Source organism: Chryseobacterium sp. SIMBA_028 (assembly GCF_046535285.1).
In the GTDB taxonomy this organism is placed as follows: domain Bacteria; phylum Bacteroidota; class Bacteroidia; order Flavobacteriales; family Weeksellaceae; genus Chryseobacterium.
Genome location: NZ_JAWRWZ010000003.1, coordinates 62,306 through 76,561, shown reverse-complemented (window position 1 = coordinate 76,561; position 14,256 = coordinate 62,306). Strand labels below are relative to the sequence as shown.

Annotated in this window: 26 protein-coding genes; 25 read left to right on the top strand and 1 reads right to left on the bottom strand. The window is 35.3% G+C overall.

Annotated features, from left to right (window positions below):
- The first annotated feature begins 2 nt into the window (after positions 1–2).
- From rpsS to SCA31_RS04565, 25 genes are all read left to right on the top strand, one after another.
- Positions 3–281 (top strand): 30S ribosomal protein S19, encoded by a 279-nt coding sequence (gene rpsS, locus SCA31_RS04685; RefSeq protein ID WP_034702850.1) that lies wholly within the window; start codon positions 3–5, stop codon positions 279–281.
- A 2-nt stretch (positions 282–283) separates the two neighbouring features.
- Positions 284–682: a 50S ribosomal protein L22 gene (rplV, locus tag SCA31_RS04680; RefSeq protein WP_410695664.1), complete on the top strand. Its 399-nt coding sequence runs from the start codon at positions 284–286 to the stop codon at positions 680–682.
- Between the two features lie 7 nt (positions 683–689).
- Positions 690–1,439: a 30S ribosomal protein S3 gene (gene rpsC, locus SCA31_RS04675; RefSeq protein WP_076353263.1), complete on the top strand. Its 750-nt coding sequence runs from the start codon at positions 690–692 to the stop codon at positions 1,437–1,439.
- Between the two features lie 98 nt (positions 1,440–1,537).
- Positions 1,538–1,963 (top strand): 50S ribosomal protein L16, encoded by a 426-nt coding sequence (gene rplP, locus SCA31_RS04670; protein WP_042720939.1) that lies wholly within the window; start codon positions 1,538–1,540, stop codon positions 1,961–1,963.
- A gap of 12 nt (positions 1,964–1,975) precedes the next feature.
- Positions 1,976–2,161, top strand: coding sequence for a 50S ribosomal protein L29 (gene rpmC, locus SCA31_RS04665; protein ID WP_027371716.1), 186 nt, complete (start codon positions 1,976–1,978; stop codon positions 2,159–2,161).
- A 12-nt stretch (positions 2,162–2,173) separates the two neighbouring features.
- Positions 2,174–2,428 (top strand): 30S ribosomal protein S17, encoded by a 255-nt coding sequence (rpsQ, locus tag SCA31_RS04660; protein WP_027387210.1) that lies wholly within the window; start codon positions 2,174–2,176, stop codon positions 2,426–2,428.
- Positions 2,429–2,430: 2 nt separating this feature from the next.
- Positions 2,431–2,799 carry a 50S ribosomal protein L14 gene (gene rplN, locus SCA31_RS04655; RefSeq protein WP_002983226.1) on the top strand — a complete coding sequence of 123 codons (369 nt, stop codon included), beginning with the start codon at positions 2,431–2,433 and terminating at the stop codon, positions 2,797–2,799.
- Between the two features lie 21 nt (positions 2,800–2,820).
- Positions 2,821–3,147, top strand: a complete 327-nt coding sequence (gene rplX / locus SCA31_RS04650) for a 50S ribosomal protein L24 (RefSeq protein ID WP_109621632.1) — start codon at positions 2,821–2,823, stop codon at positions 3,145–3,147.
- A 13-nt stretch (positions 3,148–3,160) separates the two neighbouring features.
- Positions 3,161–3,712, top strand: a complete 552-nt coding sequence (gene rplE / locus SCA31_RS04645) for a 50S ribosomal protein L5 (RefSeq protein ID WP_076353266.1) — start codon at positions 3,161–3,163, stop codon at positions 3,710–3,712.
- Positions 3,713–3,715: 3 nt separating this feature from the next.
- Complete coding sequence (rpsN, locus tag SCA31_RS04640) at positions 3,716–3,985, top strand: 30S ribosomal protein S14 (RefSeq protein ID WP_076353267.1); 270 nt, start codon at positions 3,716–3,718, stop codon at positions 3,983–3,985.
- Between the two features lie 144 nt (positions 3,986–4,129).
- The gene (rpsH, locus tag SCA31_RS04635) at positions 4,130–4,528 is read left to right on the top strand and encodes a 30S ribosomal protein S8 (protein WP_076353268.1); all 399 of its coding nucleotides are present in this window, start codon (positions 4,130–4,132) and stop codon (positions 4,526–4,528) included.
- 17 nt (positions 4,529–4,545) lie between these two features.
- Positions 4,546–5,091 carry a 50S ribosomal protein L6 gene (gene rplF / locus SCA31_RS04630; protein WP_109621634.1) on the top strand — a complete coding sequence of 182 codons (546 nt, stop codon included), beginning with the start codon at positions 4,546–4,548 and terminating at the stop codon, positions 5,089–5,091.
- A gap of 15 nt (positions 5,092–5,106) precedes the next feature.
- Positions 5,107–5,460 (top strand): 50S ribosomal protein L18, encoded by a 354-nt coding sequence (gene rplR, locus SCA31_RS04625; protein ID WP_034694689.1) that lies wholly within the window; start codon positions 5,107–5,109, stop codon positions 5,458–5,460.
- A gap of 19 nt (positions 5,461–5,479) precedes the next feature.
- The gene (rpsE, locus tag SCA31_RS04620; protein WP_045491132.1) at positions 5,480–6,001 is read left to right on the top strand and encodes a 30S ribosomal protein S5; all 522 of its coding nucleotides are present in this window, start codon (positions 5,480–5,482) and stop codon (positions 5,999–6,001) included.
- A 10-nt stretch (positions 6,002–6,011) separates the two neighbouring features.
- Positions 6,012–6,188, top strand: a complete 177-nt coding sequence (gene rpmD, locus SCA31_RS04615; protein WP_029297759.1) for a 50S ribosomal protein L30 — start codon at positions 6,012–6,014, stop codon at positions 6,186–6,188.
- A gap of 21 nt (positions 6,189–6,209) precedes the next feature.
- A complete protein-coding gene (rplO, locus tag SCA31_RS04610) occupies positions 6,210–6,659 on the top strand; it encodes a 50S ribosomal protein L15 (protein WP_034694692.1) in 450 nt (149 codons plus the stop codon).
- 9 nt (positions 6,660–6,668) lie between these two features.
- Positions 6,669–8,048 carry a preprotein translocase subunit SecY gene (secY, locus tag SCA31_RS04605; RefSeq protein ID WP_410695663.1) on the top strand — a complete coding sequence of 460 codons (1,380 nt, stop codon included), beginning with the start codon at positions 6,669–6,671 and terminating at the stop codon, positions 8,046–8,048.
- Between the two features lie 3 nt (positions 8,049–8,051).
- Complete coding sequence (gene infA / locus SCA31_RS04600; protein ID WP_034684855.1) at positions 8,052–8,267, top strand: translation initiation factor IF-1; 216 nt, start codon at positions 8,052–8,054, stop codon at positions 8,265–8,267.
- 62 nt (positions 8,268–8,329) lie between these two features.
- Positions 8,330–8,446, top strand: coding sequence for a 50S ribosomal protein L36 (rpmJ, locus tag SCA31_RS04595; protein ID WP_007839480.1), 117 nt, complete (start codon positions 8,330–8,332; stop codon positions 8,444–8,446).
- 9 nt (positions 8,447–8,455) lie between these two features.
- Complete coding sequence (gene rpsM, locus SCA31_RS04590) at positions 8,456–8,833, top strand: 30S ribosomal protein S13 (RefSeq protein WP_034738759.1); 378 nt, start codon at positions 8,456–8,458, stop codon at positions 8,831–8,833.
- Positions 8,834–8,845: 12 nt separating this feature from the next.
- A complete protein-coding gene (rpsK, locus tag SCA31_RS04585) occupies positions 8,846–9,235 on the top strand; it encodes a 30S ribosomal protein S11 (protein WP_034694697.1) in 390 nt (129 codons plus the stop codon).
- Positions 9,236–9,254: 19 nt separating this feature from the next.
- Positions 9,255–9,863, top strand: coding sequence for a 30S ribosomal protein S4 (gene rpsD / locus SCA31_RS04580; RefSeq protein ID WP_047096812.1), 609 nt, complete (start codon positions 9,255–9,257; stop codon positions 9,861–9,863).
- A 33-nt stretch (positions 9,864–9,896) separates the two neighbouring features.
- Positions 9,897–10,892, top strand: a complete 996-nt coding sequence (locus tag SCA31_RS04575) for a DNA-directed RNA polymerase subunit alpha (protein ID WP_106916804.1) — start codon at positions 9,897–9,899, stop codon at positions 10,890–10,892.
- A 6-nt stretch (positions 10,893–10,898) separates the two neighbouring features.
- Complete coding sequence (gene rplQ, locus SCA31_RS04570; RefSeq protein WP_410695662.1) at positions 10,899–11,408, top strand: 50S ribosomal protein L17; 510 nt, start codon at positions 10,899–10,901, stop codon at positions 11,406–11,408.
- 73 nt (positions 11,409–11,481) lie between these two features.
- A complete protein-coding gene (locus tag SCA31_RS04565; protein ID WP_410695661.1) occupies positions 11,482–13,551 on the top strand; it encodes a T9SS type A sorting domain-containing protein in 2,070 nt (689 codons plus the stop codon).
- Positions 13,552–13,643: 92 nt separating this feature from the next.
- Here the strand turns inward: SCA31_RS04565 and SCA31_RS04560 are convergent, their stop codons facing one another.
- A complete protein-coding gene (locus SCA31_RS04560) occupies positions 13,644–14,078 on the bottom strand; it encodes a hypothetical protein (RefSeq protein WP_410695660.1) in 435 nt (144 codons plus the stop codon).
- Positions 14,079–14,256 lie beyond the last annotated feature (178 nt).

Below are 14,256 nucleotides of genomic sequence, written 5' to 3'. Positions count from 1 at the left end.
TTATGGCAAGATCACTTAAAAAAGGACCATTCATTCATCATACTTTAGATAAGAAGGTTCAGACAAATATAGAGTCTGGTAAGAAGACAGTTATCAAAACTTGGTCTAGAGCATCAATGATCTCTCCGGACTTCGTAGGACAAACTATTGCAGTACACAACGGGAAATCTTTTATCCCTGTTTATGTTACAGAAAACATGGTTGGTCACAAGCTAGGCGAATTTTCTCCAACAAGATCTTTCAGAGGTCATGGTGGTAACAAAAACAAAGGAAGTAGATAATCATGGGATCAAGAAAAAGAGAAAGTGCATTAGCACGTAAATTGACAAACCAAGATGTAGTAAAAGCAATACACAATGATTGCCCATCTTCTCCAAGAAAAATGAGATTAGTAGCTGATATCATTAGAGGAGAGCAAGTAGATAAAGCTTTATACATTCTAAAATATTCTAAAAAAGACGCATCTAACAAGTTAGAAAAAGTATTGCTTTCAGCAATGGCTAACTGGCAGACTAAAAACGAAGGTGCTGATATTGAAGAAGCAAACCTTATCATTAAAGAAATTTTTGTAGACAGTGCAAGACAATTGAAGAGACTAAGACCAGCTCCACAAGGTAGAGGGTACAGAATCAGAAAAAGATCAAACCACATTACATTAATCTTAGGTAAAAAAGAAAATTAATCAAGGTATGGGACAGAAGACAAATCCAATTGGTAATAGATTAGGTATCATCAGAGGATGGGATTCTAACTGGTTTGGTGGAAACGATTATGGAGACAGAATCGCTGAAGACTACAAAATCAGAAGATACCTTGAGGCTAGATTATCTAAAGGTGGTATTTCAAAAATTTATATTGAAAGAACATTAAAATTAGTAACAGTTACAATCACTACTGCTAGACCGGGACTTATCATCGGTAAAGGAGGTCAGGAAGTTGATAAATTGAAAGAAGAATTGAAGAAACTTACAGGTAAGGATATTCAAATCAATATTTTCGAAATCAAAAGACCTGAATTAGATGCTGTACTAGTTGCTGATAGTATTTCTAAGCAAATTGAAAACAGAATTTCTTACAGAAGAGCTGTTAAAATGGCAATGGCAAGTACTATGAGAATGGGTGCTGAAGGTATCAAAGTTCAAATCTCTGGTAGATTGAACGGAGCTGAAATGGCAAGATCAGAATCTTTCAAAGACGGAAGAATTCCATTGTCAACTTTCAGAGCTGATATCGATTACCACTGGGCAGAAGCTCACACTACTTACGGTAGACTAGGGGTAAAAGTTTGGATCATGAAAGGGGAAGTTTACGGTAAAAGAGAACTTTCTCCACTAGTGGGACAACAGAAAAAAGGAGGTCAGTCAGACAGAGGAAACAGAGGAGGAGACAGAGACAACAGAAGACCTAGAAAAAACAACAACAATAACAATAATAATTAAAATTTTAGATTAGAAATTTTGAATTTTAAATTACCGTTACTTTTTTAAAATTAAAAAAAATCTAAAATCTAAAATCTAAAATCTAAAATTTAGAAATTATGTTACAACCAAAAAGAACCAAATTCCGTAGAGTTCACAAGATGAAGATGAAGGGGAATGCCCAAAGAGGTAGTCAACTTGCTTACGGAACTTTTGGGATCAAAGCTACGGAAGGAGCTTGGATCACTGCAAGACAAATTGAAGCAGCTCGTATTGCTGCTACAAGATATATGAAGAGAGAAGGTCAACTATGGATCAAAATCTTCCCAGATAAGCCAATTACTAAGAAACCAGCCGAAGTAAGGATGGGTAAAGGTAAGGGTGCTGTTGAATACTGGGTAGCTGTAGTAAAACCAGGTAAAATTATGTTCGAAATCGGAGGTGTACCTTACGAGATCGCTAAGGAAGCTTTAAGACTTGCTGCACAAAAATTACCAGTAGTTACTAAATTCATCGTTGCTAACGATTTTGTTAAACCTCTATAATCTTTGAATACAATGAAAAATGCTGATATTAAAAATTTAAGCGCGGGTGATATTCAAGCTCAATTAACTGAAGCAAAAGCTCAATATTCTAAATTGAAATTGGCTCATGCAATCAGCCCAATTGAAAACCCGATTCAAATCAAAGATTTGAGAAGAACAATCGCAAGACTAAACACTGAGTTAACTAACAAACAATAATTTCATTTTACAATGGATAGAAATTTAAGAAAAGAAAGAATCGGAGTGGTTTCCAGCAATAAAATGGAAAAAACTATTGTTGTTAGTGAAACTACAAGAGTAAAGCACCCGATGTACGGTAAATTCGTTTTGAAAACGAAAAAATATACTGCACACGACGAGAACAACGAATGCACAGAAGGTGATACAGTTCTTATCCAAGAAACTAGACCTATGAGCAAGAGCAAGAGATGGAGATTAGTAAGAATCATTGAAAAAGCTAAGTAATAATGTTACAAACAGAATCAAGATTAAAAGTTGCTGATAACACAGGTGCAAAAGAAGTACTAGTTATCAGAGTTCTGGGAGGAACCAGAAGAAGATATGCTTCAGTTGGTGATAAAATCGTTGTTACTATCAAGGATTCTACACCATCAGGAAACGCTAAAAAAGGTCAGGTATCTAAAGCTGTAGTAGTAAGAACTAAAAAAGCAGTAAGAAGAAAAGATGGTTCATACATCAAATTCGACGACAATGCTTGTGTATTACTAAACGCAGCGGGAGAAATGAGAGGAACTCGTGTTTTCGGACCAGTTGCTCGTGAGTTGAGAGACAAAGAATATATGAAAATCATTTCATTAGCTCCTGAAGTACTTTAATTTTTAAAATTTTTAAAAGAAATGTCAAAGTTAAAAATAAAAAGAGGAGATAACGTAATCATTACCACTGGTAAGAAAGATATCAAGGGTAAAACTGGTGAAGTTATTGAAGTGATTAAGAAAGAAGGAAAAGACCCTAGAGTAATTGTTGCAGGACTTAACATCATTAAAAAACACGTTAAGCCTTCAGCTTCAAATCCTCAAGGAGGAATTACTGAAAAGGAAGCTTCTATTCATATCTCAAACGTAGCTTTAGTTGGTAAAGACGGAAAAGCTATCAAAATCGGTTACAAAATCGAAGGAGATACGAAAGTAAGAATCAACAAAAAAACGGGTGAAACTTTATAATTTAAATTAACAGATGGAATTTATAGCAAGACCCAAAAAAATATATAAAGAGCAAATTGTTCCTGCAATGATGGAAGAATTTGGGTACAAGTCAATTATGCAAGTACCTAGATTAGAGAAAATCGTTATTTCGCAAGGTTTAGGAGATGCTACTGCAGATAAGAAAATTATTGATTATGCTGTAGAAGAATTAACAAACATTACAGGTCAGAAAGCAGTAGGTACAATCTCTAAGAAAGATGAAGCTGCATTCAAACTTAGAAAAGGAATGCCTGTAGGAGCAAAAGTAACATTGAGAGCTCAGAGAATGTATGAGTTCTTAGACAGACTTACTTCTTCTGCTTTACCACGTATTAGAGATTTCTCTGGTATCAAAGCAGATGGTTTCGATGGTAGAGGTAACTACAACTTAGGTATTACTGAGCAAATTATCTTCCCTGAAATCGTAATTGACAAAGTGAAAAAAATCCAAGGGATGGACATCACTTTCGTAACAACTGCGAAGACAGATAAAGAAGCTAAAGCATTATTAACTCACTTCGGTTTACCATTTAAAAAGAACTAAGAAATGGCTAAAGAATCAATGAAAGCGCGTGAGCGCAAAAGAGAAGCACTTGTTGCTAAATACGCTGACAAAAGAAAAGCTTTAAAAGAAGCAGGTGATTACGAAGGACTTCAAAAATTACCTAAAAATGCTTCTCCTGTAAGATTACACAACAGATGTAAACTAACAGGTAGACCAAGAGGATACATGAGAACGTTTGGACTTTCCAGAGTAACTTTCAGAGAAATGGCAAACAACGGTCTTATCCCAGGTGTAAGAAAAGCTAGTTGGTAACAATTACAAATTAATCCGGACGATTAAGTTGTTCAGATACTAAAGATAAAAATATCAGACCTAAGAATTTCTGAAGTCTGATATTTTATTCTTCAAGTCTTTACAATACTGATTGTCTATAACCAATAATTTTATAAAAGAAAAATGGTAACAGATCCAATTTCAGATTTCCTAACAAGAGTAAGGAACGCACAAAGCGCAGGCCACAAAGTGGTGGAAATTCCTGCATCGAAAATCAAAAAGGAGATTACTAAGATCTTATTTGATCAAGGGTATATCTTAAACTACAAGTTTGAAGATAACGCTGTTCAAGGAGTGATCAAAATCGCTTTAAAGTACGATAAGCAAACTAGCAAACCTGCTATCAAGTCTATTCAAAGAGCTTCTAGACCAGGTTTGAGACAGTACAAAGGTTCTACTGAACTTCCAAGAGTACTAAACGGTTTGGGTATTTCTATCATCTCTACTTCTAAAGGAGTAATGACTGACAAGAAAGCTAGAGAAGAGAAAGTAGGCGGTGAAGTAATCTGCTATGTTTATTAATTTTTAATCAGAGGAAAATGTCAAGAATTGGTAAAGCAATTATAACAATTCCAGCTGGAGTTACAGTCACTGAAAATAACGGTGTAGTAACAGTAAAAGGAGCTAAAGGAGAACTTTCTCAGGAGCTTACAGCAGGAATTACTTTAGAACAGAAAGATGGTGAACTTAACGTAAACAGACCATCTGATTCTAAACAACACAAAGCGCTTCACGGTTTATACAGAGCGTTGATCGCCAACATGATCGTAGGTGTATCAGAAGGTTTCGAAAAGAAACTAGAACTAGTAGGGGTAGGATACAGAGCTTCTCACACAGGTCAAAAACTTGAGTTAGCTTTAGGATTCTCTCACGGTATCGTATTAGAACTTCCAGGTGAAGTGAAAATTGATACATTGACTGAAAAAGGTAAAAACCCAATTATTACTTTAGCGTCTCACGACAAGCAACTTCTAGGAATGGTTACTGCAAAGATCCGTTCTTTCAGAAAGCCTGAGCCATACAAAGGAAAAGGTGTAAGATTCGTAGGAGAAATTGTTAGACGTAAAGCTGGTAAATCTGCTTAATAAATTATAAGTATTATGGCATTAAGTAAATTAGAAAAAAGAATAAGAATCAAAAGAAGAGTAAGAGGGAAAATCTCTGGATCTTCTGAATTGCCAAGATTATCTGTATACAAAAGTAATAAGGAAATTTACGCTCAGTTAATCGATGATAAAAATGGTAAAACTTTAGCATCAGCTTCTTCTAGAGAAAAAGGTGTAGACGCTAAAGGTACTAAGACTGAAGTTTCTGCTGCTGTTGGTAAGGCTATCGCTGCTAAAGCTATCGCTGCAGGAATCGAAAGTATTGTATTTGACAGAAACGGTTTCGTTTACCACGGTAGAGTAAAAGCTCTAGCTGATGGTGCGAGAGAAGGTGGACTTAAATTCTAATCATTAAATTTCGGAAAATATGTTAGGACTAGATAATATAGAAAGAGTAAAACCGGGAGGATTAGAATTAAAAGATCGTCTCGTAGCTGTTAACAGAGTAACAAAAGTAACTAAAGGGGGTAGAGCTTTCGGATTTTCTGCTATTGTTGTAGTAGGTAACGAAGAAGGTATTATCGGTTTCGGTTTAGGAAAATCTAAAGAGGTTGCTTCTGCAATTGCTAAAGCAGTTGAAGACGCTAAGAAAAATCTTGTGAAAGTTCCTGTAATGAACCATACTATTCCTCACCAAACTACTGCTAGATACGGTGGTGCAGATATCTTCTTAAGACCTGCTTCTCACGGTACAGGACTTATCGCCGGTGGTGCGGTAAGAGCGGTATTGGAATCTGCTGGTATTCACGATATCCTTTCAAAATCTAAAGGATCTTCTAACCCTCACAACGTGGTGAAAGCTACTTTCAAAGCGTTATTGGATATCAGAAGACCTGAAGAGATCGCAAGAATGAGAGGAGTTTCTCTAAGTAAAGTGTTTAACGGTTAATAATAAAACAATGGCAACAATTAAAGTAAAGCAAGTAAGAAGCGCTATTGGTAGAACAAAAACCCAAAAGAGAACGCTTGAAGCATTAGGATTAAAAAAACTTCACCAAGTTGTAGAACATGAAGCGACTCCTTCTATCTTAGGAATGATCGCTGCAGTAAGCCACTTACTTGAAGTTCAAAAATAATTTTATAAAAGAGAAATTAAAATGAATTTAAATAACATACAACCTGCTGCAGGATCTACTTTCAACTCAAAGAGAATTGGTAGAGGTCAAGGTAGCGGAAAAGGAGGTACTTCAACAAAAGGACACAAAGGTCAGAAAGCTAGAGCTGGTTATTCTCAGAAAATCGGTTTCGAAGGTGGACAGATGCCTTTACAAAGAAGATTACCTAAATTCGGATTCAAAAACGTAAACAGAAAAGAGTTTAGAGGAGTTAACCTTGACACTATTCAAACTTTAATCGAGAACAAATCCATCACTGGAGATATCACGAAAGAAGTTTTAGTAGCAAACGGGATAGTTTCTAAAAACGAATTAGTGAAAATTATGGGTAGAGGAGAATTGAAATCTGCGGTTTCAATCTCTGCTGACAAGTTCACTAAATCTGCTGAAGAGCTTATTGCTAAGGCAGGTGGAAAAGCAATTACCTTATAATACTTACTAATGAAAGAATTTATACAAACACTTAAAAATATATGGAGCCTAAAGGAGTTAAGAGATAAAATTCTCTTTACGTTAGGTATTATCCTTGTGTATAGATTCGCATCTTATATCTCACTTCCAGCAATTAATCTTGCAGAGGTGGGAGATCTCTTAGAGCATTATAAAAATCAAGGCGGTAACAAGCAAGGAGCAGGTCTCCTTGGCTTGCTTTCGTCGTTTACGGGGGGAGCTTTCAGCCACGCTTCCGTAATGGCGTTGGGAATCATGCCTTATATTTCTGCTTCTATTATTGTTCAGTTGATGGGGATGGCTATTCCTTATCTTCAGAAGCTTCAGAAAGATGGAGAGTCAGGTAGAAATACATTGAACCAAATTACAAGATGGTTAACGATTGGAGTTTGTCTGGTACAGGCACCTTCTTACTTAACTTCTATTACTCAATTATTCTTACCATATGCTCAGTTCCAATCTGCATATTTTGTAGAACCAACTTCAATCATGTTCTGGTTACCAAGTATTGTTATTCTGGTAGGTGGTTCAGTGTTTGCAATGTGGTTAGGTGAAAAGATTACCGATAAGGGAATCGGAAATGGTATCTCTATCCTTATTATGGTGGGGATCCTTTCAAGATTACCTGAGGCATTCGTACAGGAGATGGCCGTGCAGAACGGAAAAGGAGGAATGGGATCTATCATGATCCTTATTGAAGTATTATTCTGGATGTTAGTTGTTCTTTTAGCCGTGATTTTATCAGTGGCTGTTAGAAAAATTCCTATTCAGTATGTAAGCAGAGCTCAAGCAAGAGGAGGTGTAAACAAAAATCTTATGCAGGGAGCAAGACAATGGATTCCATTGAAAGTAAATGCTGCTGGTGTAATGCCGATTATCTTTGCTCAGGCATTGATGTTCGTACCAGGATTATTAACAAAATTCGACGAATCTAATACCTTTCTTGCAGGTTTCAAAAATGTTTTTAGCTGGCAATACAATGTATTGTTTGCGCTATTAATTATTATCTTCTCATTTTTCTATACTGCAATTACAATTCCGGTAAACCAAATGGCTGATGACTTGAAGAGAAATGGAGGTTTAGTACCAAAAGTAAGACCCGGAAAAGAGACCGCTGATTATTTAGATGATATTTTATCAAAAATTACCTTGCCAGGTGCAATTTTTTTATCTATCTTTGCAGTCCTTCCTGCAATTGTGCATGGAAGCTTTGTTCAGACAGATGCGTTTGCCTTGTTTTTCGGGGGAACGTCGCTATTAATCATGGTGGGTGTAATTTTAGATACAGTTCAACAGATTAATACATATCTGCTGAACCATCATTATGATGGCTTAATGCAGTCTAAATTATCAAGAACGACTGGATATTAATTTATGGCGAAACAAAAACATATCGAACAAGACGGCGTTATCACGGAAGCACTTTCGAACGCCCAGTTCCGTGTAGAGCTGGAGAATGGGCATATACTTATCGCTCATATTTCCGGTAAAATGAGAATGCATTATATTAAACTTTTACCTGGTGATAAGGTAAAATTAGAAATGTCTCCCTATGATTTAACAAAAGGGAGAATCACATTTAGATACTAAACAATTAGCCAAATGGAACATGCATTCCATTTGGCATTTGTTAAAAAATAAATACTATCAAAATGAAAGTAAGAGCATCAATTAAAAAAAGAAGCGCTGATTGCAAAATTGTACGCAGAAAAGGTGTACTGTTCGTAATCAACAAGAAGAACCCAAAATTTAAACAAAGACAAGGTTAACATTAAATTATGGCGAGAATTGCAGGTATTGATTTACCAAAAAACAAAAGAGGTGTTATCGGTTTAACTTACATCTATGGAGTAGGAAGAAATACTTCTTCTGAAATCCTTAAAGCTGCCGGTATCAGCGAAGACAAGAAAGTCAACGAATGGAATGACGATGAATTGGCTGCAATCAGAACATATATCTCTGAAAACGTAAAAGTAGAAGGAGAATTAAGATCTGAAGTGCAATTGAACATCAAGAGATTGATGGACATAGGATGCCAACGAGGAATACGTCACAGACTAGGATTACCTTTAAGAGGCCAGAGAACGAAAAACAACTCTAGAACCCGAAAAGGAAAGAGAAAAACTGTTGCTAACAAGAAAAAAGCTAGTAAATAATCGTTAGGAATTATGGCAAAACAAACTAAAGTAGTTAAAAAAAGAAAAGTAAAAGTTGAAGCTATTGGTGAAGCACATATTCAAGCTTCTTTCAATAACATCATCATTTCTTTAACAAATAAAAACGGAGAGGTTATCTCTTGGGCTTCTGCCGGTAAAATGGGTTTCAGAGGTTCTAAAAAGAATACTCCATTTGCTGCTCAAATGGCAGCTGAAAATTGCTCTGCTGTAGCTCACGAAGCTGGTTTAAGAAGAGTAAAGGTGTTTGTAAAAGGTCCAGGTGCAGGTAGAGAATCTGCGATCAGATCTATTCACAATTCAGGTATTGAAGTAAGTGAAATCGTTGATGTGACTCCTATGCCACACAATGGATGTAGACCACCAAAAAGAAGAAGAGTTTAATTTTTAGAATTTACCCATTATGGCAAGATATATTGGACCTAAAACTAAGATTGCTAGAAAGTTTGGTGCTGCAATCTACGGAGATGATAAAAACTTCGAAAAGAGAAAAAACCAACCGCCAGGACAACATGGTCCTAACAAGAGAAGAGGTGCTAAAAAATCAGAATATGCAGTTCAGTTAGCTGAAAAACAAAAAGCTAAATATACTTACGGTATTTTAGAAAGACAGTTTGCTAATTTATTTGAAAAAGCACACAGAAGTAAAGGTGTAACAGGGGAAGTTCTATTACAACTTTGTGAATCAAGATTGGATAACGTTGTATATAGATTAGGTTTTGCTAAAACTAGATCTGGTGCAAGACAATTGGTTTCTCACAGACACATCACTGTGAATGGAGAAATCCTTAACATCCCTTCTTATTTGGTAAAAGCTGGTGATGTAATCACTGTAAGAGAAAAGTCTAAGTCTCTTGAGGTTGTTACCAACGCATTGGCTTCTAAGTCAAACTATGAGTGGTTACAATTCAACGATGAGAAGAAAGAAGGTACTTTCATTTCTGCTCCTGAAAGAATCCAAATTCCGGAGGACATTAAGGAGAACCTTATCGTCGAACTTTACTCTAAATAATTTTTTAATCAAATTTTTGCTCAACCCAATAATATGGCAATTTTACAATTCATAAAACCCGATAAAGTAATTTTACTTAACTCTGATGAATTTAAAGGTCAATTCGAATTCAGACCTTTAGAACCAGGTTTCGGGCTTACAATCGGTAATGCTTTGAGAAGAGTGTTGCTTTCTTCTCTGGAAGGATACGCTATTTCATCTATCAAAATAGAAGGTGTAGAGCACGAATTTTCAACTATTCCAGGAGTAATCGAAGACGTTACCGAAATTATTCTTAACCTTAAGCAGGTTAGATTAAAAGCTTCAGCAGAAGGCCAGGCTAACGAGCAGGTTGTTGCTAAAGTTTCAGGTCAAACGATTATTACTGCTGGTGATTTAGGAAAATCGATCAACGGATTTGAGGTCTTAAACCCGGATTTAGTGATTTGTAACCTAAATAATGATGTAACTTTCGAAATTACTTTCAATATTGAAAAAGGTAGAGGGTATGTTCCTTCGGAACAAAATAAGTCAAACAATGCTCCTGTAGGGACTATTGCTATTGACTCTATTTTTACACCGATCAAGAAAGTACAATACAGCATTGAAAATTATCGTGTAGAGCAAAAAACAGACTACGAAAAACTTGTATTAGATATAGAAACTGATGGGTCTATTAGCCCTCAGAATGCTTTAACTGAAGCTTCTAAGATATTAATTTATCACTTCATGTTATTCTCTGATGAGAGAATCACGCTTGAAACTGAAGCCGTAAAAGCATCTATCCAATACGATGAAGAGACACTTCACACAAGACAACTTCTTAAGTCTAAATTAGCAGATATGGATCTTTCAGTAAGAGCCCTTAACTGTCTAAAAGCAGCTGAAGTAGAAACTCTTGGAGAACTTGTTTCTTACAGTAAGTCTGATTTGATGAAATTCAGAAATTTTGGTAAAAAATCTTTGACAGAACTAGAAGAATTAGTGCATTCAAAAGGTCTTAACTTCGGTTTCGACGTTGCAAAATATAAGTTAGACGCTGATAAATAATTAATAATGAGACACGGTAAAAAATTCAATCACTTAGGAAGAACAGCTTCTCACAGAAGTGCTTTACTTTCTAATATGGCTTGTTCTCTAATTGAGCATAAAAGAATCAACACTACTGTAGCTAAAGCAAAAGCTTTAAGAGTATATGTTGAGCCTCTATTAACAAAAGCAAAAGAAGATACTACACATAACAGAAGAGTAGTATTCTCTTACCTTCAAAATAAATTTGCGGTTGCTGAATTATTCAGAACTGTAGCTCCAAAAATCGCTGAAAGAAACGGTGGTTATACAAGAATCATTAAGACAGGTTTCAGACCAGGTGATGCTGCTGATATGGCTCTTATCGAATTGGTAGATTTCAACGAGCTTTACAACCCTAATGCTGAAGAGAAAAAAGCTACAAGAAGAAGCAGAAGATCTACGCCAGCTAAAGCAGCAGTTGTTGCTGATGCTCCTGTAGAAGAAAAAGTAGAAGAAGCTAAAGCTGACACTACTGAAGAAAAAACTGAAGAATAATTAGTTTACACTTCAAAATATTTTAAAGGAGCTTGTGGTTTACCATAAGCTCCTTTTATTTAAAACTAAAACCATGAAAAAAATAATATTTGCAACAGCAATCCTATGCTGTACTCTATTTTTCAGTCAATCATTGAATACTGACTGGATGCTCACTACCCCATTTTTAAAAGGGGAGAGAGTGATGAAGATGGAAATTTTACCAGATGGAAGTTACTTGGTACAAAAGCGTAATGAAGATGATGATTTATTGATTACTGAGAATGAAGGTAATACTTGGAGGAAAATTAATGACTATAGTAACGTAAGCGATTTTACAATTCATAATAATAAAGGTTATGCTGTAATAGGATATAACTTGATCATATCTGATCCTAAGTTTTCAACACCGGGTGTTTCTTATCCATTACCTGGGTCGCTTTTTCCCGAGGCATTGTTTGTTTTGAATGATAGCACTATATTTATAAGTACTACAAATAGCCGGATAATGAAATCTACTGATGGTGGGGTTACATGGAATGTATATATGGTACCTACTGGTGATTATGCTGCCAAAATTACAAGTCTGTTCTTTACAGATGCAAATACAGGATACTGTGTAACTGAGGCAGCAGCAGGTAATAGCTTTATTTTAAAATCAACGGATGGAGGTCAAACTTGGATTAAGGTAAGTGAAACCCCTGGTAGGTTTTGGAAAGTTATTTTTAAAAATGCACTAAACGGTATTGCATCTCTTGATAATGGAACTACCAAATATACATTGGATGGTGGAAATACTTGGCTGGACACAAACATTCCTTTTCTAAAGGATATTAAGGTTTATAATAATGAATTCATTGCCGTTGGAACTCCAAACAAATTGTACAGAACAGCAACAGGGGAATTATGGAATTCAAGTGTTATATATCCTACTTCATTCCATGTCTTTACTGCTCTTGCAATAAGCGGAGGAAAATTTCTAGTAGGTGGAGATAATGAAACAGGCAACGAGCTACATCATTCAATTTTTAAGAGTACAGATCTTGTGAACTGGATTCCTGAAAAAATAAATTGGATTTATAGAGGAGGCTTAACATATGATTATTCTTATGCAAGTAAAAATCTTGCAACAGTAGGGGGAGAATACGCATCAACAGATAAGGGAAAGACTTGGAAGTATATGCCTCCTAGTATACCCACTGGAGCTATTAGTATACTTCCTAATGGTAAAGGAATCGGACTACGTAAATATGCCTATGAATTTTGGAAAACACAAGATAACGGTTTAACTTGGACTATCCAGAGTATTTCCCGTGGTTTGACAGGAGCACTAGCAATGAAGCCTAATGGTGACTTTGCAATGGCAACGAGAGGAGATAATGCAGATCAATATAAAGGTTACGTTACTATTTACAACGAAACGACAGGATGGTCAACTCCTTTTGAGGTAGGACGACATGTGAGAGTGATGAAATTTGTGAATAATAATGTAGGATTTCTTCTTACTAGTGAAAAAATGATGAAAACAATTGATGGTGGCATAACTTGGGAAGCCATTAGTTTTCCAGGAGTGTTTGATCAGCCCAGAGATATTATTTTCGGAAATTCTTCAAGAATGTATGTAGGAAATTATTGTTCTGTAGATTTGGGAAACACATGGTTTGTTAATAATAACTGGACGGGATCTTTTAAAGATTTTGAAATTTTCGATGATGGTACTGGTTATGGAGTACATGATGGAGATATTTTTAAAACAACAGATTATGGAGTATCCTGGCAAAAAATACGGGAGACAAAATTATATTATTTAACTGCAGCGAATATGGGTAAGTACGCCATTTATAGAGACTATATAATTGGAACTGCAACGTTTGGATTCTATAGATTGGACTTGGTGAATGGTACTTTAACAATTAATGAGGAAAGTATTAAAACCAATAATGAAATGAGGATCTATCCAAATCCCACTTCTTCAGTTCTATTTTTTGATACTAAAGAACAAATCAAGAATATTGTTGTTGTAGATATGATAGGTAGGGTCTTCAAAAATATGGATAATATTAAAGGAAACTCCATAGATATTTCTAACCTCGAAAAAGGGAATTATCTTGTAAAAATTACCACCAATAATAAAACATACTTTGAAAAAGTAATCAAAAAATAAAATAAAAACCGTTCAGCATGCTGAACGGTTTTTATTTGTTTGTATATCGATGGAAATTGTTATATCGTTTCATTTCCCGACTTGAAATCAATCTAGATCTTAGTTCTTTTCAATTCTATGATATTATTTCCCTGCTCCAGGTGTAAGCTGTCTCCTTTTACCCTTACCGTCATATCATCTTTCTTATAGATGGTTTCCTCCCCTTTAGTTTCAGTTTTAGAAAGAGTAAATGTTTTTGTGTTGCTGGTAATAGCTACTGTACTTTCCTTTGGGTCATTCTTGAATATAACCTTTACCAAGGTTCCGTCCGTAGCTTTATAAACAAAATCTGTTTTTTCAATTTTCTTTCCGTTTACATCTAGTGTTGATGAGCTTTGTGTTACAGAATCAATTTTCCCATTGTTATCAGTAACCAATGTTTCCGAGCTATCTGTTTTAATTACACTTTTGTTTCCGCTTTCACTTTTTTTGCAGTTTGTAAGTAGTAAGGCAGAAGCTGAAACTGCTATTAAAAGTCCTTTTTTCATAATGGTTATTTTTTATGTATCGAATATAGGTTTTTATTCCTATAATGAAGAATTTAATTATTTTAATGAAATCAAAAAGTAAACCAACAGCGTTGATTTTACATTTAAAAATTACATGAAAACGAAAGGATACCTATAATTTTTTTTATTGAATCTTTATACAATTATAAGGTTCAAA